Source organism: Couchioplanes caeruleus, assembly GCF_003751945.1.
In the GTDB taxonomy this organism is placed as follows: Bacteria; Actinomycetota; Actinomycetes; order Mycobacteriales; family Micromonosporaceae; genus Actinoplanes; species Actinoplanes caeruleus.
On the sequence record NZ_RJKL01000001.1, the window covers coordinates 8,050,079 to 8,075,921 of the forward strand.

The window sequence follows — 25,843 nt, forward strand, 5'->3', positions numbered from 1 at the left end:
CATGACACAGCCGTCGCACGAGCCCGACCGGCGTCCGCCCGGGGAGAAGCCTGAGCGGACCGTCGAGGACGTCATGTGGTCGCGCGTCGAGCGCCGCCGTGAACGCATCCGCAGCCAGATCCAGCGCAACCGCGCGGGCGGCCACAAGGTTCCCACCTGGGTGCTGGCCGTGATCCTCGGCGTGCTCCTGCTGGGCTGGCTCTACCTGATCATCTTCGACTGACGACAGACGTCCGGATCTGCGCAATGCTGGTCGGCATGTCTGACATCATCGATCCCGCGATCAGCGACTACCTCCTGGCCCACTGCACGCCCGCCGACGACGCCCTGCGTGAGCTGGCCGCCGAGACCCGGGCGGCTTTTCCGGACGACGTCGTCATGCAGATCAGTCAGGACGAGGGTCAGCTCCTCACGCTGCTCGTCCGCCTGACCGGGGCGCGGGTCGCCGTCGAGGTCGGTGTCTTCACCGGCTATTCGGCCATCTGCATCGCCCGGGGGCTGGCCGAGGGCGGGAGCCTGCTCGCGTGCGACGTCTCCGAGGAGTGGACCGGGGTGGCCCGCCGCTACTGGAAGCAGGCGGGGGTGGCGGACCGCATCGACCTGCGGATCGCGCCGGCGATAGAGACGCTGCGGGCGCTGCCCCGCGATCCGGTCGTCGACTTCGCCTTCATCGACGCCGACAAGACCGGATACCTCGCCTACTACGAGGAGCTCGTGCCGCGGCTGCGCTCCGGCGGCCTGATCGTGCTCGACAACGTGCTGCAGGGCGGGCGGGTGGTGGCCGACGGCCCGCAGTCCGAGTCCGTCGTCGCGATCCGCGAGGTCAACGACCGGGTGGTGGCCGACGACCGGGTCGAGTCGGTGATGCTGCCGGTCCGCGACGGCGTGACCCTGATCCGCCGCCGCTAGACCGCAAGCAGGGTGGCGGCGTGCCGTCCGGCGGCGGCCGCCGCCACGAAGTAGGCGTGGTCCTCGGCCAGGCCGCGGCCCATCGTCGACAGCTTCACCGGGCTTGCCTGCAGCGCCGCGTCCAGGCCGTCGGTGGGCACCTCCACGACCCGGTGCAGGGTGGTCAGTGGCGCGAGGGCGTCGGTGACCTCCTTGGCCAGGTCCGCGGGCAGGTCGGCGGGCACCGGCAGGTCGGCGGGGACCAGCGCCACCTTTCCGTACGCGGTGAGGCTGTGGTGCGAGACCCCCCGGTGCCGGGCCCGGCCGTCGGCGTCCGAGATCCGCAGCGAGCCGACGGGCCGGCCGCCGAGCGCCACCACCGCGTTGACCGCCTCGCCCACCGCCACGCCCGAGAAGCCCCACGCCGTGCCCGTACCCAGGTTGCCCGGCCCCTGGGCGACGATGGTGACGTCCGCGTGCAGCACGTGCCGGGCGGCGAGCAGGGCGGCGTGGACCGTGCTCGCCTCCAGGTCGCCGCCGAAGGCCTGACCGGTCGTCACGGTGCCGGCCAGCGTGTCGCGCAGGCCGTCGAGCGTGCGGGAGAACCAGGCGGGCAGCGCGCCACCGTCGGTCATCACGTACGCCACCCGCGCGTCGGGCCGGTCGGCGTGGACGCCGGCGAGGATCGCCGGCAGCGCGGAGTGCAGGTCGGCGGTGACGACCGGCATGTCGTCCAGGCCGCTCGCGGCCTCCATCGCCGGGCGGTGCGGTGACGCCTCCTCGTCCACCCCGAGCAGGATGGGCTGCAGGGGGGTGTACCGCGCCTTGACCAGATGGCCGCTGTCGCGGGTGGTGCCGTCGGCTACCGGGTCCGGGGGCAGCCGGTCGGGCAGCGCCACGACCAGGGCATAGCCGCCGGTGCCCAGACCCATCACCAGCGCGCCCACGTTCAGCAGGACGCGGTCGCCGGGGCGCGGCGCGCCGGTCAGCTCCGGGTAGGCGAGCGCCTTGACCGGGCCGTCGCCGGTGCCGACCTCCAGCTCGACGGCGCCGTGCCAATCCCGCCGTACCGAAGAAACGATTCCCGACCGCCAGCGCACCATGGCGGCGACCCTATCTCCGCCACCCGTGCGGGAGTGGTAGGCCCCGGCCGGTCGACGCGTGCCGCCGTGGCGCCGCGGGGCTGCTAGCGTTTCGGTCGTGTCGCGGACCCGTACCGAACGCCTGGTGAACCTGGTGATCTGTCTGCTGTCCACGCGACGGTTCCTGACCGCCGCGCAGATCGCCGCGACCGTGCCCGGATACGAGCACGACCCCGAGGATCCGCGCGACCACGAGGCGTTCCAGCGCAAGTTCGAGCGCGACAAGGCCGAGCTGCGCGAGCTGGGCGTGCCGCTGGAGACGGGCCAGGCGAGCGCGTTCGACACCGAGCAGGGCTACCGGATCGCCCACCGCGAGTACGCGCTACCCGACATTCCGCTCGAACCGGATGAGGCCGCCGCCGTGGGCATCGCCGCACGGCTGTGGCAGCACGCCGGCCTCGCCGCCGCCGCGTCGTCCGGCCTCGCCAAGCTGCGGGCCGCCGGCGTCGAGGTCGACCCCCAGGCCACCCTCGGCGTCGAGCCGGTGGTGACCGTCGACCCGGCGTTCGCGCCGCTCACCGGGGCGGCGCGCTCGCGCCGCGCGGTGACCTTCTCCTATCGCGTGCCCGAGGTCGACGAGCCCTCCACCCGCCGGTTGCAGCCGTGGGGAGTGGTCTGTTGGCAGGGCCGCTGGTATGTCGTCGGCCACGACCGCGACCGCGACGCCACCCGCTGCTTCCGGCTGTCGCGCATCGTCGGCCAGGTGCGCGTCGTCGGCCCGGAGGGCGCGTTCACCCCGCCGGAGGACGTCGACCTGATCAGCCACGTCGCCCGCTGGTCCGGCCCGCTCGAGCGCACCGGCCGCGCCACCGTCGTGGTCCGGCCGGGCCGGGCCGCCGGGCTGCGCCGGCTGGCGGTGGAGACGGTGCCCGGCCCCGGCGGCGACCGGCTGACGATTCCGTACGCCGACGTCGAGTGGCTCGCCTCGCGGCTGGTCGGCTACGGCGCGGACGTGCGCGCCGACGGGCCGCCGGAGCTGCGCGAGGCCGTGATCCAGCAGCTCAAGGAGGTCGTGGCCCGGCACGAGCCGGCCCGCACCGGGGCGCCGTCGTGACCCCGCAGCAGCGCGGCCCGGCGCGGGCCTCGGCCGACCGCCTGGGCCGGTTGCTCAACCTGGTGCCGTACCTGCTGGCCCGTCCGGGGATCGCGGTGGCGGAGGCCGCCGCCGACTTCCGGATCACCGAGCGTCAGCTCCGCGAGGACCTGGAGCTGCTCTGGGTCTGCGGCCTGCCCGGCTACGGCCCCGGCGACCTCATCGACATGGCGCTCGACGGCGACCGGGTGACCATCACCTACGACGCGGGCATCGACCGGCCGCTGCGGCTCAACCCGGACGAGGCTCTCGCGCTGGTGGTGGCGCTGCGGATGCTCGCCGAGACGCCCGGCATCGGGTCGCGGGACGCGATCGAGCGGGCCCTTGTCAAGATCGAGAGCGCCGCCGGGGACCTCGGCGACGCGCCGGTGGCCGTGGCGCTGCCCGCCGCCACCGAGCGTCTCGACGCCGTCCGGGACATCGTCGAGCGCCGCCGGGCCATGCGCATCACGTACTACACGGCCGCCCGCGACGAGACCACCGACCGCGTCGTCGACCCGATGCGGGTGCTGATGGTCGGCAACCGTGCCTACCTGGAAGCGTGGTGCCGGCGTGCCGAGGGCACCCGCCTGTTCCGCCTGGACCGCATCGACGCCTTCACCGAGCTGGACGAGCCGGCCGCGCCCCCGGCGACGGCGGTGCCGCACGACCTGCGCGACGGTGTCTTCCATCCGGGTCCTGGCCTGCCGCTGGTGACGCTGCGGGTGGGCCGCGGCAGCCGCTGGATCACCGAGTACTACCCGTGCGAGGAGGTCCGCCGCGACGGCGACGAGTGGGTGGTGACCCTGCGCGTGACCGATCTCGGCTGGGCGCAGCGGTTCCTGCTCGGGATGGGGCCGGACGTGACCGTGGCCGCTCCGGCGGCGCTGGTCGAGCGGATCCGCGCCCAGGCCACCACGGCACTCGACCAGTACGCGGCCCCCGGCCCCTCCACCCCCTAAGCTGTCCGCCATGGTGTGGTGGATCGTGCTGGCGGTCGTTGTCGTCGCCCTCGTCGTCATGGTGGCGACGGTCATGTCCGTGGTCGGACGGCTGTCCGGTCTCGACCGGGCGTTGCGCCGGCTGCTGCGCCGGCAGGAACAGGCCGCCGTGCTGCAGCAGAAGGCGGCCGTACTCCAGGAATCCGTCGCCGGCCTGCAGCAGCGCGCCCAGACGGCACAGGAGAAGGTCGCGGTGATCAAGGCCGGGCTCGGCGGTTCCTGACGCGAGGGTTTCCGCCCCGTTGTCCGAAAATTCCTCGGGTCGCCGGTCAAACAAACGGATCCGGCACGGGTGACTTCCAGAGTGCACACGTACGATGGACCCCGCACCATCGACGAACCACCCTGATTCGACGGAGTCTTCCATGAACGCCATCAAGCCATGGCACATCATCGTTGTCCTTGTCGTGCTCGTGCTGCTGTTCGGCGCGAAGCGCCTTCCGGACGCCGCCCGGTCGCTGGGGCGGTCGCTGCGGATCATCAAGGCCGAGACCAAGGGCCTGGTGGACGACGACAACGTCGCGGAGAAGGCCGAGCCGCAGTATTCGCGCGAGCCGCTGCACCCGAACGAGATCCACCAGCCGGGTCAGCCGGGCTATCAGCAGCAGCCTCCGCCGGGCTACCAGCAGCAGCCTCAGCAGCCGCCGTACGTCGACCCGGTGCAGCGCACCAACGACCGCTGACCCACCGTGGCCATCTCCCTGCGCCGCCGGGGGCCCAGCAAGTTCGAGCAGGCCGCCGACGGCTCGATGACCCTCATCGAGCACGTTCGGGAGCTGCGTAACCGTCTCTTCTGGGCGTCGCTCGGCATCGTCGCCGGGCTGATCGTCGGCTTCGTCGTGTCCATGCAGGTGTTCGACCTGCTGTCGGTGCCGTACTGCAACCTCGAGTCGTCCTGGATCCTCAACGGCAAGGGTGAGCGCGTCTGCAGCTTCCTCACCCTCGGCGCCACCGACCAGCTCGTGCTGCGACTGAAGATCGCGCTCTGGGTCGGCCTCATCGTCGGGGCGCCGGTCTGGCTCTACCAGTTGTGGGCGTTCATCGCCCCGGGCCTGCACCGCCACGAGCGCAAGTGGGCGTACGTCTTCGTCGCGATCGCCGCGCCGCTCTTCGGCGGCGGCGCCCTCCTGGCGTACTTCGTGATCGGCCACAGCCTGGCCTTCATCATGCAGTCCGGTGTGATCGGCAGCACCACCCAGCTCGAGGTCACCAGCTACATCGGCTTCGTGACCAACATGATCTTGATCTTCGGGGTGGCGTTCGAGTTCCCGCTGGTCCTGCTGATGCTCAACTTCACCGGCGTGGTCAGCGCCAAGCGCCTGCTGAGCTGGTGGCGGATCGTGGTCTTCCTGTCGTTCGTCTTCGCGGCGATCGCCACGCCCGACCCCGGGCCGTTCGGCATGACCCTGCTCGCTGCCTGCATGAGCCTGCTCTACTTCATCTCCGTCGGCGTCGCCACACTCAACGACCGGCGCAAGGGCCGGGGCAAGGAGATGTACGCCGGCCTGGACGACGACGAGACCTCCCCGCTGGAGGAGGAACACACGCCGGTCGCGGTGTCGGACCGCATCGACGGGCCCGCACCGGTGCAGTCGCCGGCGCCGGTCGCCCGACCGTTGCCGTTGGACAGCCGATTCGACGACATGACCTGAGCCTCGCCGCCGGTACATTCCGGCTGTGAAATGCAGTGACGACATCGCGGTGCTGGCCAATCCCGGAGCGGGACGCGGCCGGCACCGCGGTCTGCTTCCGGCGGTGCTCGACCGGCTCGGGGCCGGCGGTCGGACCGTTCGGCTCCTGGAGGCGGACAGCGCGGAGGACGCCGAGAAGGCCTGCCACCGCGCCGTGGCCGAGGGGATCGGTGCCCTCGTCGCGGTCGGCGGGGACGGCACCGTGCACCGGGCGCTGCAGGCCGTGGCGGGCACCGGGGTCGGCTTCGGCGTGGTCCCCGCCGGCACCGGCAACGACTTCGCGACCGGCACCGGCGTACCGCAGGAGCCGCTGCTCGCCGCCGAGTCGATCGCGGCGGCGCACCGCGACGGCCGGCACCAGCCGGTCGACCTGGCCCGGATCGGCACCGGGCAGGGCGACGTGCGGTGGTTCGGCGCCGTGCTCGCCGCCGGCTTCGACGCGATCGTCAACGAGCGCGCCAACCGGATGCGGTGGCCCCGCGGGCCGCGCCGCTACGACCTGGCGATCATGCTCGAGGCCGCCCGGCTGCGCCCGCGCCGCTACACCCTGGAGCTCGACGGCGTCGACCACAGCTTCGCCGGCGTGCTGGTCGCGGTCGGCAATTGCCCCAGCTACGGCGGGGGCTTGCGGATCTGTCCGGACGCCGACCCCGCCGACGGGCTGCTGGACGTCGTCGTCGCGGCGCCGCTCGGGCGGGTCGCGCTCGCGCGGCTGCAGCCCCGCGTGCGGCGGGGCACCCACGTCGAGGACCCGCTGATCACCAGCTTCCGGGCCCGCGAGGTGCGCATCGACACGCCCGGGATCGTCGGGTACGCCGACGGCGAGCGGGTCGCCGCGCTGCCGCTCGTGATCGGCTGCCGGCCGGGTGCCGTACGGTTGCTGCGGTGACCAGGGGGTCAGCGACCTCCGGACCGGGTCGAACGGAGACGGTGAAGCCGCAGATCTTCCCCACAGGAGGCAGCATGTCGGTCGGTTCGCTCAGCTCCAGCACGGTCTCCGCCGGGTACCTGGCGTCCACCGACACCGCCGCGGCGAAGAAGACCCCGGAGCAGGGCACCGAGGCGACGATCGCCGACCACGTCGCGGCGCAGGACGCGCAGCAGCCGATCCGCAGCGTCTCGGCCACTCAGGGCACGCTGGTCGACACCTACCTCTGAGGGCGCAGAGCTCGCCGAGGGCTCACTTCTCGCAGCCGGCGAGGGCCAGCGTCGCACCCAGGCCGTTTGAGCGCCCCGGCTCGGCCGCCGGAAGCACCAGGGCCGCGCAGCCGGCCTTCACCGCGCCCGCGTCCGCCGGGCTGTCGCCGACCATCAGCGTGCGCTCGGGGTCGACGCCCAGCATGCCGCACGCGCGCAGGAAGATCGCCGGGTCGGGCTTCGTGCGGCCCACCTCGAACGACAGTGCGAACGCGTCCACCAGCCCGTCCATGCCCCAGGCGGCGAGGTGCGGGCGGATGTCGAAGCCGATGTTGCTCACCACCGCCACCTTGACCCCCGCCTCGTGCAGCGTGCGCAGGGTCGGCAGGGTGTCCGCGTACGGCAGCCAGCCCTCCGGGCCCAGCAGCCGCTCGTAGAGGGCGTCGGCGAGGCCCTCGACGTCGCAGCTCACCGTCTCCGCCAGGCCCGTGTACGCGGCGCGGTGGCTGTGCTCGTACAGGTCGCGGTCGGCCCAGTGCTCGGCGAGGTGGATGGGCACCCGGTGCGGCAGTGGGCCGCCGGCGCGCCCGGCGGTGACCAGCCGGTCGGCCAGGATCGTGGCCCGGCCGCGGTCCAGCTCCGTGCCGCAGGCCGCGGCGGCCGCGATCACCCACGCGACCGGCTCCTCGACCTGGGCGAGCGTGCCGTGGAAGTCGAAGAGCACGGCGTCGACCTGACGGCGCGACGGGAAGGCGGTCGATTCGGCGGCATCCGGCACGCCGTGCACGATACCGAGGCGCTCGGACCGGTCCGTCGGCAACCGCCCGGCGAGCCATGACCATCGTTGTGTCACACCCACGCATTAGCCTTGTGGTCATGACGAGCCCCGCCGAACGCTATGCGGAGTCGAGAAGGCGGGCGGCCCGCGCGGCCGAGTTCCCCGCGCTGGACGACTTCATGCTGGACGTCGGCTTCGACCTGGACGATTTCCAACGACAGGCCTGCGAGGCCCTGGAGCGCGGCAGCGGCGTGCTGGTCTGCGCGCCCACCGGTGCCGGCAAGACGGTGGTGGGCGAGTTCGCCGTGCATCTCGCGCTGCGCGCCGACGGCTCCGGCACGCGGCGTAAATGCTTCTACACGACCCCGATCAAGGCGCTCTCCAACCAGAAGTACCACGACCTCGTCGAGCGCTACGGCGCCGCGCACGTGGGCCTGCTGACCGGCGACAACGCGATCAACGGCGACGCGCCGGTGGTGGTGATGACCACCGAGGTCCTGCGCAACATGCTCTACTCGGGCTCGGCGAGCCTGCAGGGCCTGGCCTACGTGGTGATGGACGAGGTGCACTACCTCGCCGACCGGTTCCGCGGCGCGGTCTGGGAGGAGGTGATCATCCATCTGCCCTCCTCCGTGACCCTGGTTTCGCTGTCGGCCACGGTCAGCAACTACGAGGAGTTCGCCGACTGGCTCGTCACCGTCCGCGGCGAGACCGAGGTGGTGGTGAGCGAGCACCGGCCGGTGCCGCTGTGGCAGCACATGCTGGTCGGCAAGCGGATGTTCGACCTGTTCCACGACGCCGACGCGGCCCGCAAGCACGACGTGCACCCCGAACTGCTGCGCTACACGCGGGAGATGCTGCGCCGGCTGGAGCTCACCGACCGGACGGCCGGGCCGGGCTGGCAGGGCCGCGGTGGGCGGCCGCGCCGCTGGCAGCCGCCGCCGCGGGCCGAGGTCGTCGACCGGCTCGACCGGGCCAACCTGCTGCCCGCGATCCTGTTCATCTTCAGCCGGGCGGGGTGTGACGCCGCCGTGCAGCAGTGCCTGGCCGGCGGACTGCGCCTCACCAACCCGGAGGAGCGCGCCGAGATCCGCGAGATCGCGCAGGCCAAGGTGGCCGGCATCCCGGCCGAGGACCTGTCGGTCCTGGGCTACTGGGAGTGGCTCGACGGGCTTGAGCGGGGCGTCGCCGCGCACCACGCCGGCATGCTGCCCGCGTTCAAGGAGGCCGTCGAGGAATGCTTCGTGCGCGGCCTGGTCAAGGCCGTCTTCGCCACCGAGACGCTGGCGCTGGGCATCAACATGCCGGCCCGCTGCGTCGTGCTCGAGCGGCTGGTGAAGTTTAACGGCGAGGCGCACGTCGATCTCACCCCGGGGGAGTACACGCAGCTCACGGGCCGGGCCGGGCGCCGGGGCATCGACGTCGAGGGGCACGCGGTGGTGCTGTGGAGCCCCGAGGTCGACCCGCGCCACGTCGCCGGGCTCGCCTCCACGCGGACCTATCCGCTGCGGTCGAGCTTCCGACCGTCGTACAACATGGCGGTCAACCTGGTCGGCTCGGTCGGCGCGGAGAAGTCCCGCGACCTGCTGGAGTCGTCGTTCGCGCAGTTCCAGGCGGACCGCTCGGTGGTGGGCCTGGCCCGGCAGGTGCAGCGCAACGTCGAGAGCATGGCGACGTACGGCAAGGACTCCACCTGCCACCACGGCGACTTCGACGAGTACTTCGCCATCCGCGTGGCGATCGCCGACCGCGAGCGGACCATCGCCCGCCAGGGCGCCTCGCAGCGTCGCGCCGCGGCGGTGTCCTCGCTGGAGAAGCTGCGCGTCGGCGACGTGATCCGGGTGCCGCAGGGCCGCCGCGCGGGCCTGGCGGTGGTGCTGGAACCGCCGGGCGGCGGCTTCGGCGAGCCACGCCCCCTGGTGCTGACCCAGGACCGCTGGGCCGGACGGGTCAGCCCGGCCGACTTCCCGGGCGCGGTCGACGTGCTCGACCGCATCCGCGTGCCGAAGCATTTCAACCCCCGCTCGCCCGCGGCCCGCCGTGACCTCGCCGCCCTGGTGAGCGCCACCGGCCTCGACCGGCACGCGGGCGCGGGCGGCGGGCGCCGGGGCCGCAACCGCGGCACGCCCGGCGATGATCCCGAGATCGCGCTGCTCAAGGTGGAGCTGCGCCAGCACCCGTGCCACGCCTGCCCGGAGCGTGAGGACCACGCCCGCTGGGCCGAGCGGCGGCACCGGCTGCAGCGCGACACCGACGCCCTGCGCGACAAGGTGGCCGGGCGCACCGGCTCGCTGGCGCGCACGTTCGACCAGGTCTGCGCGGTGCTCACCGCGCGCGGATACCTGTCGCCGGACGGCGAGGTCACCGCCGCGGGCCGGATGCTCGGCCGCATCTGGACGGAGGCCGACCTGCTGGTCGCCGAGTGCCTGCGCCGCGGCGTCTGGGAGGGCCTGGAGCCCGAGGAACTGGCCGCTGCGGTCTCGATGGTCCTCTACGAGTCCCGCCGCGAGGGCGACGAGCGCGCCTCGGTGCCCAAGGGCGCGACGACGGCCGCGGTGGACGCGTGCCAGAAGCTCTGGGCGGAGATCGAGTCGCAGGAGGCGGAGCATGGCCTGTCGCTGACTCGCGAGCCGGACGCGGGCTTCGTCTGGCCGATGTACCGCTGGGCCCGCGGCGAGCCGCTGGCGCGGGTGCTGGCCAGCGGTCACAACTACGACTCCGACATGCCGGCGGGCGACTTCGTGCGTTGGGCCCGCCAGGTCCTCGACCTGCTCGCCCAGCTCAAGGACGCGTCCGCGGCGTCGCCGGGCGTCCGCGAGACGGCCCGCAAGGCGATGTCGGCGGTCAACCGGGGGGTGCTGGCCTACCAGACGGCACTGTGACCGTAGCCCCGGCCCCCATCCGCTCGGCTTGGACCGCGGGGGTCTCGCCGGGTCCGGGGCATGGCCGGCCTGGCGGTCTGGCCGGCCTGGCCGGTCCGGGGGTCGGTGCGGCACGTTGTCGGAGATCTGCCTGGTCAAGGGGCGGAGTGCGGCCGCCGCGCGGGCGGCGGACGTCCTGTCGACGGCCGACGGGTTCGCGCTCGGCTTTCCCCGCGCGGCGCACTGGCGCGAGATCTTCAACAGCGACTACTACGGCCACTTCCCGAACCCTCGGGTCCGCGGCAACGCCGGCGGCGTCGTCGCGGACGGACCGCCGCGGCACGGCTTCGGCCAGTCGGCGCACCTGACGCTCCCGGCGAGCGGCATCCCCGTCTTCGCCGGGCACTGAGCGTGATCCTCGTCTCCGCCGGGACCGAGTGGGGCAGGGCAGTATGGGGACGTGCTGAATGATCTCGACCTGGCGCGGCAGGCCGCGCAGACGGGTGCGGCCGTCGCCCTGCGGCACTTCGCCGCGCTGGCGGACCTGCCCCGCGAACGCAAGCCGGACGGCAGCGTGGTCACCGCCGCCGACCGCGACACCGAGGCGGCGATCCGCGAGGTCCTCAGCGCCGCCCGCCCCGCCGACGCGGTGCTGGGCGAGGAAGGCGGTGCGGTCGGAGACGGCCGGCGGCGCTGGATCGTCGACCCGATCGACGGCACCGCCCAGTTCGTCGCGGGCGACGACCGGTGGCTGGTGCTGGTCGCCCTCGAGGTGGACGGCGAGATCGCCGTCGGGGCCGCCGCGGTCCCGGCGCAGGGCACGCTCTGGTGGGCGAGCCGCGGTGGTGGCGCCTTCCGCTCGGCCCTCGACGGTACGGCGCCACAGCGCGTCACCGTCGCCGCCGGCCGCCCAGACGTCCTCGACGGCGCCCGCCTGGGCGTGGTCCCGGCACCGCCCAACTACCTCGACACCGACCGCAGGATTGCCGCCCCGCTGGCCGCACACGCGACGACCACCGAGTGGGATGTGCACGCCCCGCTGATGGTCGCGAGCGGCGGCCTCGACCTGGCGGTGCAGACCCGCGGGCAGGTCTGGGACTTCGCCGCGACGTCGCTGATCGTCACCGAGGCCGGCGGCGCCTACGGCGGCGTCGACGGCATCCGGGGACCCCGCGCGGGCACGTCGCTGTTCGCCCGCAGCCCGCAACTGTGGGAGCGGGCGCACCGCGCGCTGTGGGGTTGAGCCGGCGCGGCCCGGCGTCTGCCGCGGGTGCTGCCCCGCTCGGGAGTGGGCCGGCTCGGGACTGGGCCGGGTCGGGAGTAGGGCCGGCTCGGGAGTGGGCCGGCTCGGGAGTGGGCCGGCTCGGAGTAGGCCGACTCAGGAGCGGGCGGCGAAGATCAGGGCGGCCAGGGCGCCCAGTGACAGCACGACGCTCGTGATGCCCAGCACCCGCCCGATCAGCGCCGGTCCCACCCCGTGCGCCCCCCGTCCGCGGGTGCTCAGCACGATCGCGACGATCCCGAGGATCCCGCCGATCAGGCAGAAGGAGAGGGGCACGGAGATGAGGCCGAGCGCCAGCGCGCCTCGCCCGGCGCTGGCGTCCGGCGGGGTGGGCGGCGCCGCGTTGCGCGGATCCCACTGCAGCCGCGGCGGCAGGTCCTGCACCTGGGCGAGGAGGTCGGAGGCGTACGTCGCCGTGCTTACCGCCACGATCCGGGAGTCGTAGGCCGGCTCGGGCAGGTGACCCTCGGCGAGCGCCTGGTTCAGCAGGTCGATCACCTGGGTGCGGTGCACGGTACCGATGCGCTCGTCCTTCATCGCGCGCTGACCGTATCGCGGCCCCGGCCCGCCCCGGGCGGATATCGACGAGATCTCCCTACTGGCGCATCGTGGCAGAATGCCGTGGTGACTCCGAAGATCGAACTTCATCTGCATCTCGAGGGCGCCGTCCGTCCGGCGACGCTGGTGCGGCTGGCGCGCCGGAACGGGGTGACGCTGCCGGAGTCGCTGGCCCAGCAGTTCACCTTCCGCGACTTCGCCCACTTCCTCGAGCTGTGGAACCTGGTCGCGGAATGCCTGCGGACACCGGAGGACTTCCGGCAGATCGTTGTGGACTATGCGAAGGAGGCGCGGCGGCACGGTGCCGTGTACGTGGAGGGCATCTTCACGCCCCAGCCGGAACAGGTGGCCACGATCGGACTGGACGCCATGTTCGACGGTTACTGTGCGGGGGCGGCCGAGGCCGAGCGCGAGCATGGCGTCATCGTGCGGCTGACTCCGGAGCAGTACCGGGGCTGCGATCCCGGCTTCGGCGCCGCGGTGGCGCGGACGGCGGTGCGCTACGCCGACCGTGGAGTCGTCGGCTTCGGCCTCGCCGGCTTCGAAGGCCGCTATCCGGACGGCCCGCACACCGACGCGATGCGTATCGCCGCCGAGGGCGGCCTCGGCCTGGTGCCGCACGCCGGTGAACTCGCCGGCCCCGCCTCCATCCGCTCCGCGCTGCGGATGGGTGCCCGCCGCCTACGACACGGGATCCGTGCCGTCGAGGACCCGCACCTGCTCGCCGAGCTCGCCGAACGGGGCGTTGTCCTGGACGTCTGCCCCACCTCGAACCGCCGGCTCGGCGTCACCCCGGGCGACCACCCGCTGCCGCAGCTCAGGGCGGCCGGCATCGCCTGCTCGATCTCCACCGACGACCCGGCGCTGTTCGACACCGATCTGTCCACCGAGTACGAGATCGCCGAAGGCCTCGGCGTCACGGCGGACGCCGCGTACCGGGCGGGCCTGGCGGGGGCGCTCTGCGACGACGCCACCCGCGCACGCCTGGCCGGTCTCAGGCGTACTTGAGCGCGAGCATGCCCGCACCGGTGGGCTCGGCGAGAGTGACGACGAACAGGTTGTCGAACCGGGTCTCGCCGATGACGGGCGGGGCCCGCCGATACTGTCAGCGATCGGTCCGTCGGTCGAGTGCCGAGTCCCGGCCCGGACATAGTGCGTCGTCGGCGGAGAGGTTCAGCTCGGTGAGGAACGCCGACGCTGCCGGGGAGAGCGAGGAGCGGTTCCAGATCAGATGCTCGATCCGGGTGGGAGCGTCCCGGACTCCGACGGTGACCACTCCGGTCAGGTGCGGGGTGTACATCGAGGCGAGCAGGGCGACGGCGAGATTCTGCCGGATCAGCCGGAGCATCAGGATGTCCACGGTGGTCACCTCGAAGGCGACCTCGCGCTGCACGCCCGCCGCGGCGAACGCCAGGTCGGACTGGGTGCGCCCGGCCGTTCCCGGCGGCAGGTCCACGAACGCCTCGACGGCCAGCCGGGCCAGGTCCACCTCGGTCTCCCCGGCGAGCGGATGATCCGGGGCGACCACGGCCACCAGCCGGTCGTGGGCCAGCTCTCTGCTGCCGACCCCCTCGGGTCGTGCGGTCACGGGCAGGCCGAGGAAGGCGACGTCGACCGCGCCCTCCTTGACCTGCTCGATGAGCTGCTCGCTGCCGCCGACGCGCAGTCCGATCCGGACCTGCGGGTACTTGCGGTGGAAGGCGTGCAGGGCGGACGGGATGTCGACCGCCGCGACGGTGGGGATCACGCCCACGGTGAGCCGCCCGCGAATCTCTCCGACGGCGGCGGCGACCGCGGCGGTGGCGCGCTCGGCGGCGTCGAGGCACTGCCGGGCCACCGGCAGGAACGCGGCGCCCGCCGTGGTCAGCCGAACCCGCCGGCTGGTGCGCTCGAAGAGCCGGGCGCCGAGTTCGCGTTCCAGGCGGGCGATCTGGTGGCTGAGGGCGGACTGCACCACGAGGCACCGTTCGGCGGCCCGCGTGAAATTGTTCGTCTCCGCGACGGCGACGACGTACCGCAACTGTTGCAGCTCCATCGATCAATCGTGAATCACGATGACTGGCCTGACAACGATGTGTTGGACTCATCGCTGCGGCGCGGTGAGCCTGGAAGCCGTGAGACTTCTGACGACCACGGTGACTGCCGTCGCGCCCATGGTGTGGGGGACGACGTACGTCGTCACCACCGAGCTCCTACCGCCGGACCATCCGCTGTTCGCGGCGGTGATGCGGGCGCTGCCGGCCGGCCTGATCGCGATCGCTCTCAGCCGCACGCTGCCGCGGGGGACCTGGTGGCTGAAGGCCGCCGCGCTCGGGGTGCTCAACATCGGCGTGTTCCTGCCGCTGCTGTTCGTCAGCGCCGGCCGACTGCCCGGCGGCGTGGCCGCCACCCTGGGCGCCGCGCAGCCGCTGCTCGTGGCGACCCTGGCCGTGGCGGTGCTGCACCAGCGGCCGTCGGCCTGGCACCTCGCCTGGGGGATCGTGGGCGTGGCCGGCGTCGGCCTGGTGGTGGTCGGTCCGGACGCCGGCTTCGACCCGGTCGGGATCGCGGCCGGTCTCGCCGGGTCCGGCGCGATGGCGCTGGGAGTGACGTTGACCAAGCGGTGGGGACGCCCTGCCGCGGTCGGCCCGACGGCGTACGCGGGCTGGCAGCTCGCCGCGGGCGGACTGTTCCTGGTGCCGGTGACGTGGCTGGTGGAGGGCGCCCCGCCGGCCGTCGGCGGGCACGCCGTACTCGGCTATCTCTGGCTCGGTCTGCCCGGCGGGCTGATCGCCTACATCCTGTGGTTCCGCGGCATCACCACGCTGCCGGTCACCTCGGTCGCCGTACTCGGCCTGCTGTCGCCGATGGTGGCCGCGCTGCTCGGCGCGGTGCTGCTCGACCAGCTCCTCGGCCCCGTGCAACTGGTCGGTTTCGCCCTCGCGCTGGCCGCGATCGTCGCCGGCCAGCTCTCCCCGGGATCCGGGCGGGGACGGACGCGCCCGCGGGGCCGGTGCGGACGCGCCCGCGGGATGCTGCCGCGGGCGCGTCCCGCCGGTCTCAGGTCAGAGCCCGCTTCAGCAGCTTGCTGCCGCGGGCGCGTCCCGCCGGTCTCAGGTCAGAGCCCGCTTCAGCAGCTTGCCGGTGGCCGTCATCGGCAGCGAATCCACGAACGTGATGATGCGCGGGTACTTGTAGCCGGCCATCTGCTCCTTGGCCCAGGCACCGAGCTCCTCCTCGGTCACGGTGGCGCCTTCCTTGCGGATGACGTACGCCTTGATCTCCTCGCCGTGACTCGGGTGAGGCACCCCGATGACCGCGACGAGCGAGACGGCCTCGTGGGTCAGGAGGACCTCCTCGATCTCGCGCGGGTAGACGTTGAAGCCTCCCCGGATGATCATGTCCTTGGCGCGGTCGACGATGTAGTAGAAGCCGTCCTTGTCGCGCCGGGCCAGGTCGCCGGTGCGGAACCAGCCGTTGTTCATGACCTCGGCGGTGGCCTCCGGGCGGTTGTAGTAGCCGCGCATGATGTTGTGGCCACGGATGGCGATCTCGCCGATCTCGTCCGCGCCCTCGACGGTGTTCCACGACTCGTCGACGAGCCGGACCTCGACGCCCCAGATCGGGATGCCGATCGAGCCGGGGCGCGGGTCGCTGTCCGGGTCGCTGAAGGTGGCCACCGGCGAGGTCTCGCTCAGGCCGTACCCCTCCAGGATCTGCACCCCGAAGCGGGCCTTGACCTCCTTGATGATCTCCACCGGCAGGCTGGAGCCGCCGCTGACCGCGACGCGCATGGTGCGGGCGATGCGGTCCACGTCCACGTCCTCGGTGAGGGCGTTCAGCAACCCCCAGTACATCGTCGGCACGCCCGCGAAGAAGGTGACGTCCTCCTTCTGCAGGAGCTGGACCGCGCCGGCCGCGTCGAAGCGCGGCATGAGCACCAGGGTCGACGCCGAGGCGAAGCCGGCGTTCATGTTCACCGTCGAGCCGAACGAGTGGAACAGCGGCAGCACCAGCAGGTGGGTGTCGGTGCCGGGCCGGGTGCCGAACAGCCGGTTGCAGGTGAGGGCGTTGAGGATGAGGTTGGAGTGACTCAGCTCGGCGCCCTTGGCCTGCCCGGTGGTGCCGCTGGTGTAGAGGATCACGGCCGGGTCGGTCTCGGCCGCGAGGACCGTCTCGAAGACCGGCGACCGGCCCGCCAGCGCCCGCCCGAGCGTCTCGGTGCCCTCGATCGGCGACGGCGCGGCCGGGTCGGCGGTGATCAGGAAGAAGTGCTCGCAGCCGTCCGCCTCGGCGAAGCCGGCGTGGCCCTCGGCGCCCATCGGCAGCTCGGCCGAGCCCTCGAAGCAGAAGTACGCGCGCGCCTGCGAGTCGGCGAGGTGGTAGGCGACCTCCCGGCCCTTGAGCAGGACGTTCAGCGGCACCACGACCGCGCCGGCCTTGAGGATCCCGTAGTACACGATCGGGAAGTACGGCAGGTTGGGGCACGACAGCGCCACCTTGTCGCCCGGCCGGATGCCCCGGCTGACGAGCAGGTCGGCGACCTGGTTGGCGGCCGCGTTCACCTGCGCGTACGACAGCCTTTGGTCGCCCAGGACGACCGCCGCGCGCTCCGGATAGTGCCGGGCGCTGTCCTCAAGGAGGACGGAGAGGTTGAGCATGCGTGGTCTCCTCGACAAATTCGTGTTACGTCGATGTCAATCCCAGCATGCCGACCCGCGCTAGGAAAGCCTAGGCCCGGACCCCGCTTCCTCACCTCGGGCCCCGGGCTGCCGATGGGAGGGGATGCCGCCGTCCGACCGCCGTGCTGAAGGGATCGCCTCCATGCCGAGCCCGCTGCCGCACGCCCGTGTCCGGGCCGTGCGGAACAGCGCGCTGCGTGCCGGTATCGTGCCCCTGCTCTGCGTGCCGTACCTGGCGGGCACCTGGTCGGCCGAGCATCGGCCGGCCATGGCGGTCGTGGTCGCCGTGCTGTTGGCCGTCTCCGGGCTCACCGCGGCCGCCGCGCGACTGATCGCCCGGTCCCGGCTGCGCCTGGTGGTGCAGTTGACCACCCTGGTCGCCACCATGGAGGCGTACGCGGCCCTGGCCTGGCTCGACGGCGGCGTGTTCAGCACGATGGGCGCGCTGCTGCCGTTCACCGTCATGCTCTTCGCCGTCACCATGCCGCCGCGGGCGTTCGTGGTCACCGGCGCGTTCAGCGCCGTCGCCTACTGGGTGGTGGTCCTGACCGGGGGACCGGCACCCCAGGGGTACGCGGCCATCTACACCATCGGCATCGCGTGCGTCTCCGGCGCCTGCCTGCACTACGCCGGGGCGATGGCGTCGCTGAAGCGCCGGCTCGCCGAGCAGTCCCGGATCGACCCGCTCACCCAGTGTCTCAACCGGCGCGGCTTCGACGAACGCCTCGCCGGGGAACTCGCGGAGGCCGAGCGCGCGGGCGACCCGGCCGTACTGCTCCTGATCGACCTGGACTCCTTCAAGGCGATCAACGACACGTACGGCCACCGCGCCGGCGACGACCTGCTGGCCTTCACCGGCCGGACGCTGATCGAGCAGTTGCGGGCCCACGACGCCGTCGGCCGGGTGGGCGGCGACGAGTTCGCCGCGGTGCTCAGCGGCATCGACGCCCAGGGTGCCGAGATCGTGGTGTCCCGGCTGTACGCCGCCCTCGACGGCGCCGCGTCCGCCAGCATCGGCTACGCCTGCTACCCGGCCGAGGCGAGCACCGGCGAGGAGCTCAAGCATCTCGCCGATGAGCGCGTCTATCAGGACAAGGCCCGCCGGCACCGGCAGGTACCGGCCGCCGAGGCGGTCTCCCGGGTGCTCAGCGTGCCGGCCGCACCGGAGCGGCCGAGCGTCTCACCGTTGGAACGCCGCCGCCGTGCGATCGCGGCCGGCGGTCTGCTGGGCGCCGCCGACCCGGCCGTCGGCATGATCTACGTCCTGGCGTTCACCGCCGGTCATCCGCACCGGCTGGCGCTGGGTGTGCTGATGATGGTGGCGATCGTCGTCGGTCTGCTGGTGCGGCTGCTGGCGACGCCCCTGAGCCGGCATGCCGCCGCGGGCGCCATCGTGATGGCGGTCACGGCGGTGCAGTTCACCATCGCCCTGGCGGTGGTGGCGCTGGACGGCGGAGCCGGCAGCCCTCTCGCCTTCGGCCTGTTCGCCCCGATGCCGTTCATCGTCATGACGACGCCCCGCCTGGGGCGCCCGCTGGTCGCCGCGATCGCCGTCGGCTACCTGGCCATCGCGTTCTTCGTCGGCACGCCCAGCATCTGGTTCTCCCTGTGCCACCTCAACGGCGCGCTCGCGGTCACACTGGTGTGCGCGAGCAAGGCCGCGGAGGCCGCGCGGCAGCGGAGCCGGCTGCGAGAGCTGTCGCGGACCGACCCGCTGACCTCGACCCTGAACCGGCGTGGGTTCACCGAGCGGTTCACCGCCGAGCTGTCGCACGCCCAACGCCACCACCGGGCCCTGGCGCTGCTGCTGATCGACCTCGACGGCTTCAAACAGGTCAACGACTCGCAGGGGCACGCGGCGGGCGACGATCTGCTGGTGTGGGTGGCCGACACTCTGAGGGAGGGCCTGCACTCGCACGACGTGGTCGGGCGCCTCGGTGGTGACGAGTTCGTCGTCCTGCTCACCTCGCACGACGCTCCGGACGTCGCCGGGGCCGCCGCGACCCTGCGGGCGGCGATCTCGGCCCGGATCGGTGCGAGCATCGGCACCGCCGTCCTGGGCGTGCACGGCGAGGACTTCGACGCGCTGTACGCCCACGCCGACCACGACCTGTACGCCCACAAGAGCGCGTCGGGGCGCGGCCGCAGCCGTCGTACCGCGCCGCCGGTGTTGTGTGAGCAAAGCGAGTATCGACAAGCATCGAAACGATAGTGCGTTCTCCTTCGCCCCTTCCGCGAGCAGGATGGCGGTAAAGCGCCAGGAAGCGAGCGAACGCCACCCCGATCCCGCTCGACCAGGCCCCGCGCGGCTACCAGGAGTTCGACGAGGGTGCGGCCCGCAAATACGTCCTCGACCCGCACGGCATGATTCGCTGACGCTTCGACAAGTACGGACACAGCGCAGTCCCGCCGCGCACCGCGGCGGGACTGCGCCGTCCAGGCCGTTGCGCGAGCGCCGGGCGGAAGCCGGCCGGCACCCATTCGTCGATGTCTTTCGATAGGTTCAGGGCTGACCGATCCACGTCGGACCGTGATCCGGTCCGCCGACGGAAGGATTCCCGACCGTGCGACGACTACTGGTGGCGGCGCTCGCCACAGTGTTGACCCTCGCCGGCACCGCAACCCCCGCTGTTGCCGCGCCCGCCCCCGGCGGCCCCGGCCTGGGGGACGAGTACTTCCCCGATTACGGCAACGGCGGCTACGACGTCTCCCACTACGACGTCCGGCTGCGCTACTACCCGGACACCGATCAGCTCACCGGCACCACCACCATCCTCGCCACGGCCGAGCAGGACCTCAGCTCCTTCCACCTCGACTTCGTGCTGGACGTCGCCTCGGTCAAGGTGAACAACCGGTCCGCCACCTTCGCCCGGCAGGGCGATCACGAGCTGGTCGTCACGCCCGCGCGGTCGGTCGCCGCGGGGCAGGCCATGACCGTGGTCGTGCAGTATTCCGGGGTGCCGTCGAACAAGGTCGCCGCCGGTTTCACCGCCTGGATCCGTACGCCCGACGGCGCCCTGGCCGTCGGTGAGCCGGAGGAGGCCTGGTGGTGGTTCCCCAGCAACGACCACCCCTCGGACAAGGCCGGCTTCGACGTCTCCGTCGCGGTGCCGGACGGCGTCGAGGTCATCAGCAACGGGGTACAGCCGCGCAACCCCACCCGCGAGACACTCGGCTGGACCCGCTGGTACTGGCGCTCGGCCCAGCCGCAGGCGACCTACCTCGCCTTCATCGCGATCGGACAGTACGACATCACCCGCGACGTCATGCCCGACGGCGAGCCGGTGATCAACGCGTACTCCGAGCTGCTGCCGGACGACTTCGACGCCGCGGCGCGGTCCAGCGTGGAACGCACCGTCGAGATCAGCGAGTGGCTCAGCGGCACGTTCGGGCCGTGGCCGTTCACGGGCCGCGGTGGCCTGGTGGCGCCGCCCGGCACGCTGACCTTCGCGCTGGAGAACCAGACCCGGCCCACCTACTCGCCCGGCTTCTTCCGGGGTGGCTCCAACACCTCGGTGGTGGTGCACGAGAACGCGCACCAGTACTTCGGCAACTCGGTGTCGGTGGCGCAGTGGAAGGAGATCTGGCTCAACGAGGGCTTCGCCAGCTACGCCGAGTGGCTGTGGTCGCAGGAGCAGGGTGAGGGCACCGCCGACGAGATCTTCGACTACCTGTACGCCACCCAGCCCGACGAGTTCTGGACCGTGAAGCCCGGCGACCCCGGCCCGGCGCGGATCTTCGACGGCGCGGTCTACGACCGGGGCGCGATGACCCTGCACCAGTTGCGCCGCACGGTCGGCGACGACGACTTCTTCGAGATCCTGCGCACCTGGGTGGCCGACCACCGGCACGGTGACGCCACCACGGCCGAGTTCGTCGCGCTCGCGGAGAAGGTCTCCGGACTGCAGCTCGACGAGCTGTTCGAGACCTGGCTCTACACCCCGTCGAAGCCGGTCCTGACGAGTGCGGCGAAGGCGGCCGGGGCGTCCGCGGGCCCGGCGGCGAAGGCGCCCGCGGCGCCGAAGTCCTGGGCGAAGATCCAGCAGACCCACGAGCTGCTGCACCGGCACTGACACCCGCCGGCCCTGCGGGGATCACCTGCCCCGCAGGGCCTGCGTCAACTGATCGGCCAGGTCGCGTGGCAACTGCGGTTGCCGTCCGGTGAGGACCTCCGAGACCAACTGGTGGAGCCGCTGGCTGAACGCGACGTAGTTCGGCGACACCGGCCGCAGCCGCGCGGTCTCCACCGCCTCGCGCAGCAGCGGGGCGTACGGATACTTCTGCTTGACCGTCTCGTCGTCGTAGACGGCGGCCCGGGTCGCGGCGAAACCGCCCGGGTCGAAGAGGATCTGCTGGCTGCGCTGGCTGGTCAGGAACTCGACGAGCGCCTGGGCGGCCCGCGGCTTGCGGGTGCGCTCCGAGATCGCCAGGTTCTGCCCGCCCAGCACGCTGTGGCCGGGCAGCTTCGCGACGTCGAACGGCACCCGCGCGCCGGACTGCGGCTGGTCACCGGCGCGCATCGCCCGGTAGGCGACCGGCCAGTTGCGCATGAACAGCACCCGGCCGTCCTGGAAGGCGCCGCGGCTGCCGGTCTCGTCGAACGTCGTCGACTCGGGTAGCACCACGGGCGGACCCTGCCGCCGCGGCGTCAGCCGGCGCATCGCCTCGTCCCAGGCGGCGAGGTCCAGGCCGACCCGGCCGTCGGTGGCGACGTCCAGGCGGCCACCGGCGGCCCAGACCGCCTCGAGCACGTTGACCGTCAGTCCCTCGTACCCGGCGAGCTGGCCGGTATAGGCGGCGGCGAACCCGTCGCGCCCGGCCGCCTTCTCGATCGCCGCCCAGGTGAACGGCGGTTTCAGCCCCTGGTCGGTGCGGTAGTAGAGCAGGCCCGCGTCGGTGTTGAAGGGTAGGGCCCACAGCTCGCCGTCGTAGCGGCAGGTCTGCAGCGGCTTGGCCATGAACGCCGTGTCCGGCTTCTCGGCCAGCAGCGACTCGTCGATCGGCCGGATGAGCCGGCGCCCCTGCGGCGGCTTGGCGAAGTACGCCGTCCAGGCGACGTCGAGGTTGAAGATGTCGGTCCCGGTGTCCTCGGCCCGGTTGGCCATCTCGACCCACTGCCCGTCGGCGGCCTGCGGCACGGTGACGATGCGGGCCGGGTTGCGCGGATGACTGTCGTTCCACAGATTGACGAGCTGCTGCCGCTGCCCGCCGGCGCTGTCGTCCTGACCGCTGAGGATGACCAGCTCACCGGCCTCGAGCTCGGCCGGGCCGGCCAGCGGTCCGATCAGGAACATCGACGCCGCCAGGGCGGCGCCGGTCAGGTTGCCGGCGGCGAAGAGCCACCACGGTCTGCCGCGGAAACGCACCTGCGGTTCCCCCTCATCCCCAGATCTCGCGGAACATGCGGGTCAGCACCGGCGCGAGCGAGCCCAGGCCGGCGTCGTAGCAGCGTCCGGCGGTGTCCTCGGTGAGCCGACGCAGGCCCGCGTCGGCGCACGCCACGTCGCCCACCGCGATGACGACGACGCGGACCCCGGCGGTCTGCGCGGGCGTCGGCGGCGGCCGGCCGCCGGTGTCCTTGCCGTCGGTGAGCACCACCAGCGTGCGGCGGGGATCGGCGCCGCCCGGCTCGGAGCGCAGGGTCGCCGCGCCGCGCCGGATGGCCGCGTGCAGTGGCGTCCCCCCGCCGGGCCGCACCCCGGCGGTCGCCCGGCGCACCACGCCGACCGGGTCCTTGGCGGGCGCGGCGAGCGGCAGCAGTTCGCGCGTACCGCTCCCGCTCCCGTTCCCGGACCCGCTCCCTGCTCCGCTGCCGTCTCCGCTCCCGGCGAACGTGATCAGCCCGAACCGGTCCCGCCCGCCGAGCCGGGTGACGGCCTGCTCCACCGCGGCGACGGCGACCTCCCACCGGGTCCGGGTCGGATCGGCGGTGACCGTGTTCATCGAGCCGGAGGAGTCCAGCGCCACCAGAAAGTGCCCCGGCCGGCGGGCCTGCGCGTACCGTTCGGCGACGTCGCGGCGCACGAACGCGTCCGGCTCGGGCTGCACCACGCGCGCGAACGGCCAGTCGGCCAGCGCGCCGTTCCCGGTGCCGAGCGGCTCGCCGGCGTCGTACGCGTACGGCCGCAGCCCGATCCGCAGCAGCGCCGCCCGTCCGGGATCGGTGCGCAGCCAGCGCTGGAACCATCCGGCGTACGCCCGTGTCGTGCTCGCCTGCACCTGCCGCGCCCAGTCCATGACGACGACGACCTGCCGGACCGCCGGGGTGTCCGAGGGGTAGTAGGCGCGCATCCGGTCACCGCCCTGCGGCACCGTCGCCTGCGGGCAGGCGTCGCCGACCGGATCGCCGCGGTTGAAGCGCACGAGCTGCTGCTCGGTGAGGATCGTCGCGGTGCCCCCGCGCGCCAGCGAGCGGCAGAGCAGGCGGGCCTCGTCGCCGACGGGATAGCCGCCGGTGTCCAGCGCCTGTTCGAGGCGCTGCTCATAACGGGTGCGCGCGGTGGCGGCGTCGATCGTGCCGTCGGCGTAGAGCTTGGCGGTGGCCATCCGGGCCACCGACGACGCGGCGAAGTCGCCCCGCACGATGCCGACGTCGGCGCTGCTCCCGGGGCCTGCGCTGCTCCTGGTGCTCGCGTTGCTCTCCGGGCCAGCGCTGCTCTCCGGGCCAGCGCTGCTCTTGGTACCCGCTCTGCTCTTGGTGGCGGCGCTGCTCTCAGCGGCGGCGCGGCTCTCACGGTCGACGAGGTCGAACAGCTCCGGCCAGGTGTGGGTGGCACGCCGGGCGTCGTCCGGGACCGTCGCCCGCTGCGGGACGCCGAGCACGACGGGGGTGCGCGCCACCTCCGCGACGCCGGCCACGACGCCGGAGGCGGGCGGGCTGAACGCGGGCACGTCGGTGGCGGCGCCGGGCAGCCACACGTCCGGGTGCGGGCCGACGTCACGCAGGTACGCCCGCCCGTCCCGCTCCTGCCCCCAGCCCCGCTCCAACCCGTCGACCATCTCCTGGGCGGTGACCGGGTAGACGTACAGGTCCACGGACCGGCAGCCGTGGCGCTGCGCGGCCACCCAGTCCTCGAACGCCGTGGCCAGCTCCCGGTAGGCGCCCAGCCCGGCCGGCGCGGCGGCGACCCGAAGCTGCGCCGGCAGCGGGCAACCGTCGCGGGCCAGCGGGCTGTCCGCCTGGACCCCGCACCCGGACAGCAGCAGGGCAGCGACGAACAGCGGTATCCGTGTCCACCGCCGGGCTTTCCCGGACCCGCGTCCCACCCTGCCGGCGAGCTCCGGCCAGGGAGTCTCGGCATCGGGAGACCCAGCGCCGGGAGGCTCAGCATCGGAAGGCTCAGCATCGGAAGGCTCGGCGTCGGGAGGCTCGGCGTCGGGAGGCTCGGCGTCGGGAGGCTCGGCGTCGGGAGGCTCAGCGTCGGGAGGCTCGGCGTCGGGAGGCTCAGCATCGGAAGGCTCGGAGTCGGGGCGTTCGGCGTCGGGGGGTTCCGGCGCGGACGGCTCCGCCTCGGCGGGGGACTGCCACAGGAGCGGGACGGGCGGCGCGGTGGTCGCCCGGTGCGCGATCCGCAGCATGCCCTGGAGCCGGTGCACCGAGTACGCCGGGTGCTGCTCCACCCCGGCGCCGAGAGTCCGCATCCGCGCGTCCACGTACAGATGCAGCTCGTGGGCGTCGATCTCGCCGTCGCGGTTGAGATCCGCCTCGCCGGTCCGCAGCCCGTGCACCACGCACCGGGTGAACAGGCCGCCGGTCTTGCCCTCGATCGCCTGCTGGATGCTGGTCGCCGCGGCGATGACCACCTGCCCGCGGACGTGCGCGTCGTCGGCGGGCGCCTCGTCGCGTTCCGCGCGAGCGGCCAGCGGCGCGGTGAACGCGCTCGTGCCGGCGGCCGCGGCGGACCCGACCGGTGGTGTGGCCGGGACGGGGCGCGGGCCGGCGTCGTCGAGGTCCTTGCGATCGTCGAAGGCGCCCGCATAGCAGCAGTCGAGCAGGACCACGATCCGGCGGGCCGGGCTGGTCTCCATCTCGTGGGTGATGTCCTTGGCCGCGAGCGCCGTCACCCACAGCAGGTCGGGCACGGTGTCGCTGACCGCGAAGTACAGGTTGCCCTTGTCGTTGCGGACGCCATGCCCCGCGATGTACAGCAGCAGGATGTCGTCCGGGGAGGCGCGGGAGAAGAACCGCTCGATCCGGTGACCCGCGGTGAGGACGTCGGGATCTTTGAGGACGGTGACGTCGAAGTCGCCGACGCGCGGATCGCCGAGGACCTCCCGCAGGCCCTCGGCGTCGGCGGTGGTGCCGGGCAGCTCGGAGAAGGCGGGGTCGCTGTAGTGCTCCGAGGCCAGGATCAGCGCGTGTCGGTGGGTCAGCGTCGCCTCAACTCCCTGACGAACGCGTCGATGAGCCGCTTGCGCTCGGCGGGGGTGGCGTTGGTGATCTCGAGCTCCTTGTCGCCCAGCCGGAACTTGAGCATGCCGCGGTCGTTTCCCTGGCGCTGCAGCCACTCGACGAGGTAGGTGAGCACCCCACCGAGCACCTCCGGGGTGGCGGCCATGGTGAGCAGCAGGGTGCCCACGGCGAGGGCGTCCACGGACCGCCCGCCGTCGGCGCCGGGAATCGCCGCCGGCTCGACTGCGACCACCTCGGGCAGGCCGTGCAGTTCCTTCATCAGCCGCTGGGCGGCCTCGTCGGAGGCGACCGGGTCATCGGCCACCACTACTGTGATACGCGCCACGGATGTCGTCTCCACCCTGTGCACCATACACAGT

At 72.9% G+C, this 25,843-nt stretch carries 23 protein-coding genes and 1 pseudogene; 16 read left to right on the forward strand and 8 right to left on the reverse strand.

Going from position 1 to position 25,843, the window contains the following annotated elements; all coding sequences use genetic code 11:
* Position 1 precedes the first annotated feature (1 nt).
* Both EDD30_RS36280 and EDD30_RS36285 read left to right on the forward strand, forming a co-directional pair.
* Complete coding sequence (locus tag EDD30_RS36280) at positions 2-223, forward strand: hypothetical protein (RefSeq protein ID WP_071806820.1); 222 nt, start codon at positions 2-4, stop codon at positions 221-223.
* Between the two features lie 35 nt (positions 224-258).
* The gene (locus EDD30_RS36285) at positions 259-909 is read left to right on the forward strand and encodes an O-methyltransferase (protein WP_123678914.1); all 651 of its coding nucleotides are present in this window, start codon (positions 259-261) and stop codon (positions 907-909) included.
* Here EDD30_RS36285 and EDD30_RS36290 read toward each other — a convergent pair.
* Positions 906-1,991 carry a DUF3866 family protein gene (locus tag EDD30_RS36290; RefSeq protein WP_071807954.1) on the reverse strand — a complete coding sequence of 362 codons (1,086 nt, stop codon included), beginning with the start codon at positions 1,989-1,991 and terminating at the stop codon, positions 906-908. The two genes, EDD30_RS36285 and EDD30_RS36290, sit on opposite strands and share 4 nt — an antisense overlap.
* A gap of 97 nt (positions 1,992-2,088) precedes the next feature.
* Here EDD30_RS36290 and EDD30_RS36295 point away from each other — a divergent pair, with 97 nt between their 5' ends.
* The 7 genes from EDD30_RS36295 (at position 2,089) to EDD30_RS36325 (ending at position 6,952) form a co-directional block, all read left to right on the forward strand.
* The gene (locus EDD30_RS36295; RefSeq protein WP_071807953.1) at positions 2,089-3,084 is read left to right on the forward strand and encodes a helix-turn-helix transcriptional regulator; all 996 of its coding nucleotides are present in this window, start codon (positions 2,089-2,091) and stop codon (positions 3,082-3,084) included.
* Positions 3,081-4,064, forward strand: a complete 984-nt coding sequence (locus EDD30_RS36300; protein ID WP_071807952.1) for a helix-turn-helix transcriptional regulator — start codon at positions 3,081-3,083, stop codon at positions 4,062-4,064. The genes EDD30_RS36295 and EDD30_RS36300 overlap by 4 nt, the downstream gene beginning before the upstream one ends.
* A 10-nt stretch (positions 4,065-4,074) precedes the next feature.
* A complete protein-coding gene (locus EDD30_RS36305) occupies positions 4,075-4,326 on the forward strand; it encodes a hypothetical protein (protein WP_071807951.1) in 252 nt (83 codons plus the stop codon).
* Between the two features lie 142 nt (positions 4,327-4,468).
* Positions 4,469-4,786 (forward strand): Sec-independent protein translocase subunit TatA, encoded by a 318-nt coding sequence (tatA, locus tag EDD30_RS36310; RefSeq protein ID WP_071807950.1) that lies wholly within the window; start codon positions 4,469-4,471, stop codon positions 4,784-4,786.
* 6 nt (positions 4,787-4,792) lie between these two features.
* Positions 4,793-5,755 carry a twin-arginine translocase subunit TatC gene (gene tatC / locus EDD30_RS36315; RefSeq protein ID WP_071807949.1) on the forward strand — a complete coding sequence of 321 codons (963 nt, stop codon included), beginning with the start codon at positions 4,793-4,795 and terminating at the stop codon, positions 5,753-5,755.
* 16 nt (positions 5,756-5,771) lie between these two features.
* A complete protein-coding gene (locus tag EDD30_RS36320; protein ID WP_123678715.1) occupies positions 5,772-6,683 on the forward strand; it encodes a diacylglycerol kinase family protein in 912 nt (303 codons plus the stop codon).
* Between the two features lie 74 nt (positions 6,684-6,757).
* Positions 6,758-6,952, forward strand: a complete 195-nt coding sequence (locus EDD30_RS36325; RefSeq protein ID WP_071809449.1) for a hypothetical protein — start codon at positions 6,758-6,760, stop codon at positions 6,950-6,952.
* Between the two features lie 22 nt (positions 6,953-6,974).
* Here EDD30_RS36325 and EDD30_RS36330 read toward each other — a convergent pair whose 3' ends face one another.
* Positions 6,975-7,718, reverse strand: coding sequence for an HAD family hydrolase (locus EDD30_RS36330; protein WP_394328324.1), 744 nt, complete (start codon positions 7,716-7,718; stop codon positions 6,975-6,977).
* Positions 7,719-7,807: 89 nt separating this feature from the next.
* On the opposite strand from EDD30_RS36330, the gene EDD30_RS36335 reads away from it, so the two are divergent.
* The 3 genes from EDD30_RS36335 to EDD30_RS36345 all read left to right on the forward strand — a co-directional run bounded on the left by EDD30_RS36335 (position 7,808) and on the right by EDD30_RS36345 (position 11,813).
* The gene (locus tag EDD30_RS36335; RefSeq protein WP_071809455.1) at positions 7,808-10,591 is read left to right on the forward strand and encodes a DEAD/DEAH box helicase; all 2,784 of its coding nucleotides are present in this window, start codon (positions 7,808-7,810) and stop codon (positions 10,589-10,591) included.
* A 115-nt stretch (positions 10,592-10,706) separates the two neighbouring features.
* Positions 10,707-10,979 (forward strand): alpha amylase C-terminal domain-containing protein, encoded by a 273-nt coding sequence (locus EDD30_RS36340; RefSeq protein ID WP_071809451.1) that lies wholly within the window; start codon positions 10,707-10,709, stop codon positions 10,977-10,979.
* 51 nt (positions 10,980-11,030) lie between these two features.
* Positions 11,031-11,813: an inositol monophosphatase family protein gene (locus EDD30_RS36345; protein WP_084557697.1), complete on the forward strand. Its 783-nt coding sequence runs from the start codon at positions 11,031-11,033 to the stop codon at positions 11,811-11,813.
* Between the two features lie 135 nt (positions 11,814-11,948).
* Here EDD30_RS36345 and EDD30_RS36350 read toward each other — a convergent pair whose 3' ends face one another.
* Entirely contained in the window at positions 11,949-12,389 is a 441-nt protein-coding gene (locus EDD30_RS36350; RefSeq protein WP_071809452.1) for a DUF1707 SHOCT-like domain-containing protein, read from the reverse strand.
* Between the two features lie 87 nt (positions 12,390-12,476).
* Between EDD30_RS36350 and add the strand changes: the two genes are divergently transcribed.
* Positions 12,477-13,418, forward strand: coding sequence for an adenosine deaminase (add, locus tag EDD30_RS36355; protein ID WP_211278041.1), 942 nt, complete (start codon positions 12,477-12,479; stop codon positions 13,416-13,418).
* Between the two features lie 97 nt (positions 13,419-13,515).
* On the opposite strand, the gene EDD30_RS36365 is transcribed toward add, so the two are convergent.
* Complete coding sequence (locus EDD30_RS36365; protein ID WP_123678716.1) at positions 13,516-14,445, reverse strand: LysR family transcriptional regulator; 930 nt, start codon at positions 14,443-14,445, stop codon at positions 13,516-13,518.
* A gap of 118 nt (positions 14,446-14,563) precedes the next feature.
* Between EDD30_RS36365 and EDD30_RS36370 the strand changes: the two are divergent.
* Positions 14,564-15,337, forward strand: a pseudogene (locus EDD30_RS36370) (EamA family transporter); the annotation flags it as partial.
* A gap of 165 nt (positions 15,338-15,502) precedes the next feature.
* Here EDD30_RS36370 and EDD30_RS36375 read toward each other — a convergent pair.
* Positions 15,503-17,050 (reverse strand): long-chain-fatty-acid--CoA ligase, encoded by a 1,548-nt coding sequence (locus EDD30_RS36375; protein ID WP_071804974.1) that lies wholly within the window; start codon positions 17,048-17,050, stop codon positions 15,503-15,505.
* Between the two features lie 163 nt (positions 17,051-17,213).
* Here EDD30_RS36375 and EDD30_RS41680 point away from each other — a divergent pair, with 163 nt between their 5' ends.
* Complete coding sequence (locus EDD30_RS41680; RefSeq protein ID WP_170047234.1) at positions 17,214-19,283, forward strand: GGDEF domain-containing protein; 2,070 nt, start codon at positions 17,214-17,216, stop codon at positions 19,281-19,283.
* A gap of 352 nt (positions 19,284-19,635) precedes the next feature.
* The gene (locus EDD30_RS36385) at positions 19,636-21,144 is read left to right on the forward strand and encodes a M1 family metallopeptidase (RefSeq protein WP_071804979.1); all 1,509 of its coding nucleotides are present in this window, start codon (positions 19,636-19,638) and stop codon (positions 21,142-21,144) included.
* A gap of 21 nt (positions 21,145-21,165) precedes the next feature.
* Here EDD30_RS36385 and EDD30_RS36390 read toward each other — a convergent pair whose 3' ends face one another.
* The 3 genes from EDD30_RS36390 to EDD30_RS41255 are packed head-to-tail and all read right to left on the reverse strand — an operon-like array spanning position 21,166 to position 25,824.
* Complete coding sequence (locus EDD30_RS36390; RefSeq protein ID WP_071804981.1) at positions 21,166-22,437, reverse strand: extracellular solute-binding protein; 1,272 nt, start codon at positions 22,435-22,437, stop codon at positions 21,166-21,168.
* A 13-nt stretch (positions 22,438-22,450) separates the two neighbouring features.
* On the reverse strand, positions 22,451-25,444 hold the full coding sequence (locus tag EDD30_RS36395) for a caspase family protein (RefSeq protein WP_244945683.1): 2,994 nt from the start codon (positions 25,442-25,444) through the stop codon (positions 22,451-22,453).
* The gene (locus EDD30_RS41255; RefSeq protein ID WP_244945526.1) at positions 25,441-25,824 is read right to left on the reverse strand and encodes a hypothetical protein; all 384 of its coding nucleotides are present in this window, start codon (positions 25,822-25,824) and stop codon (positions 25,441-25,443) included. The genes EDD30_RS36395 and EDD30_RS41255 overlap by 4 nt, the downstream gene beginning before the upstream one ends.
* Positions 25,825-25,843: the final 19 nt, after the last annotated feature.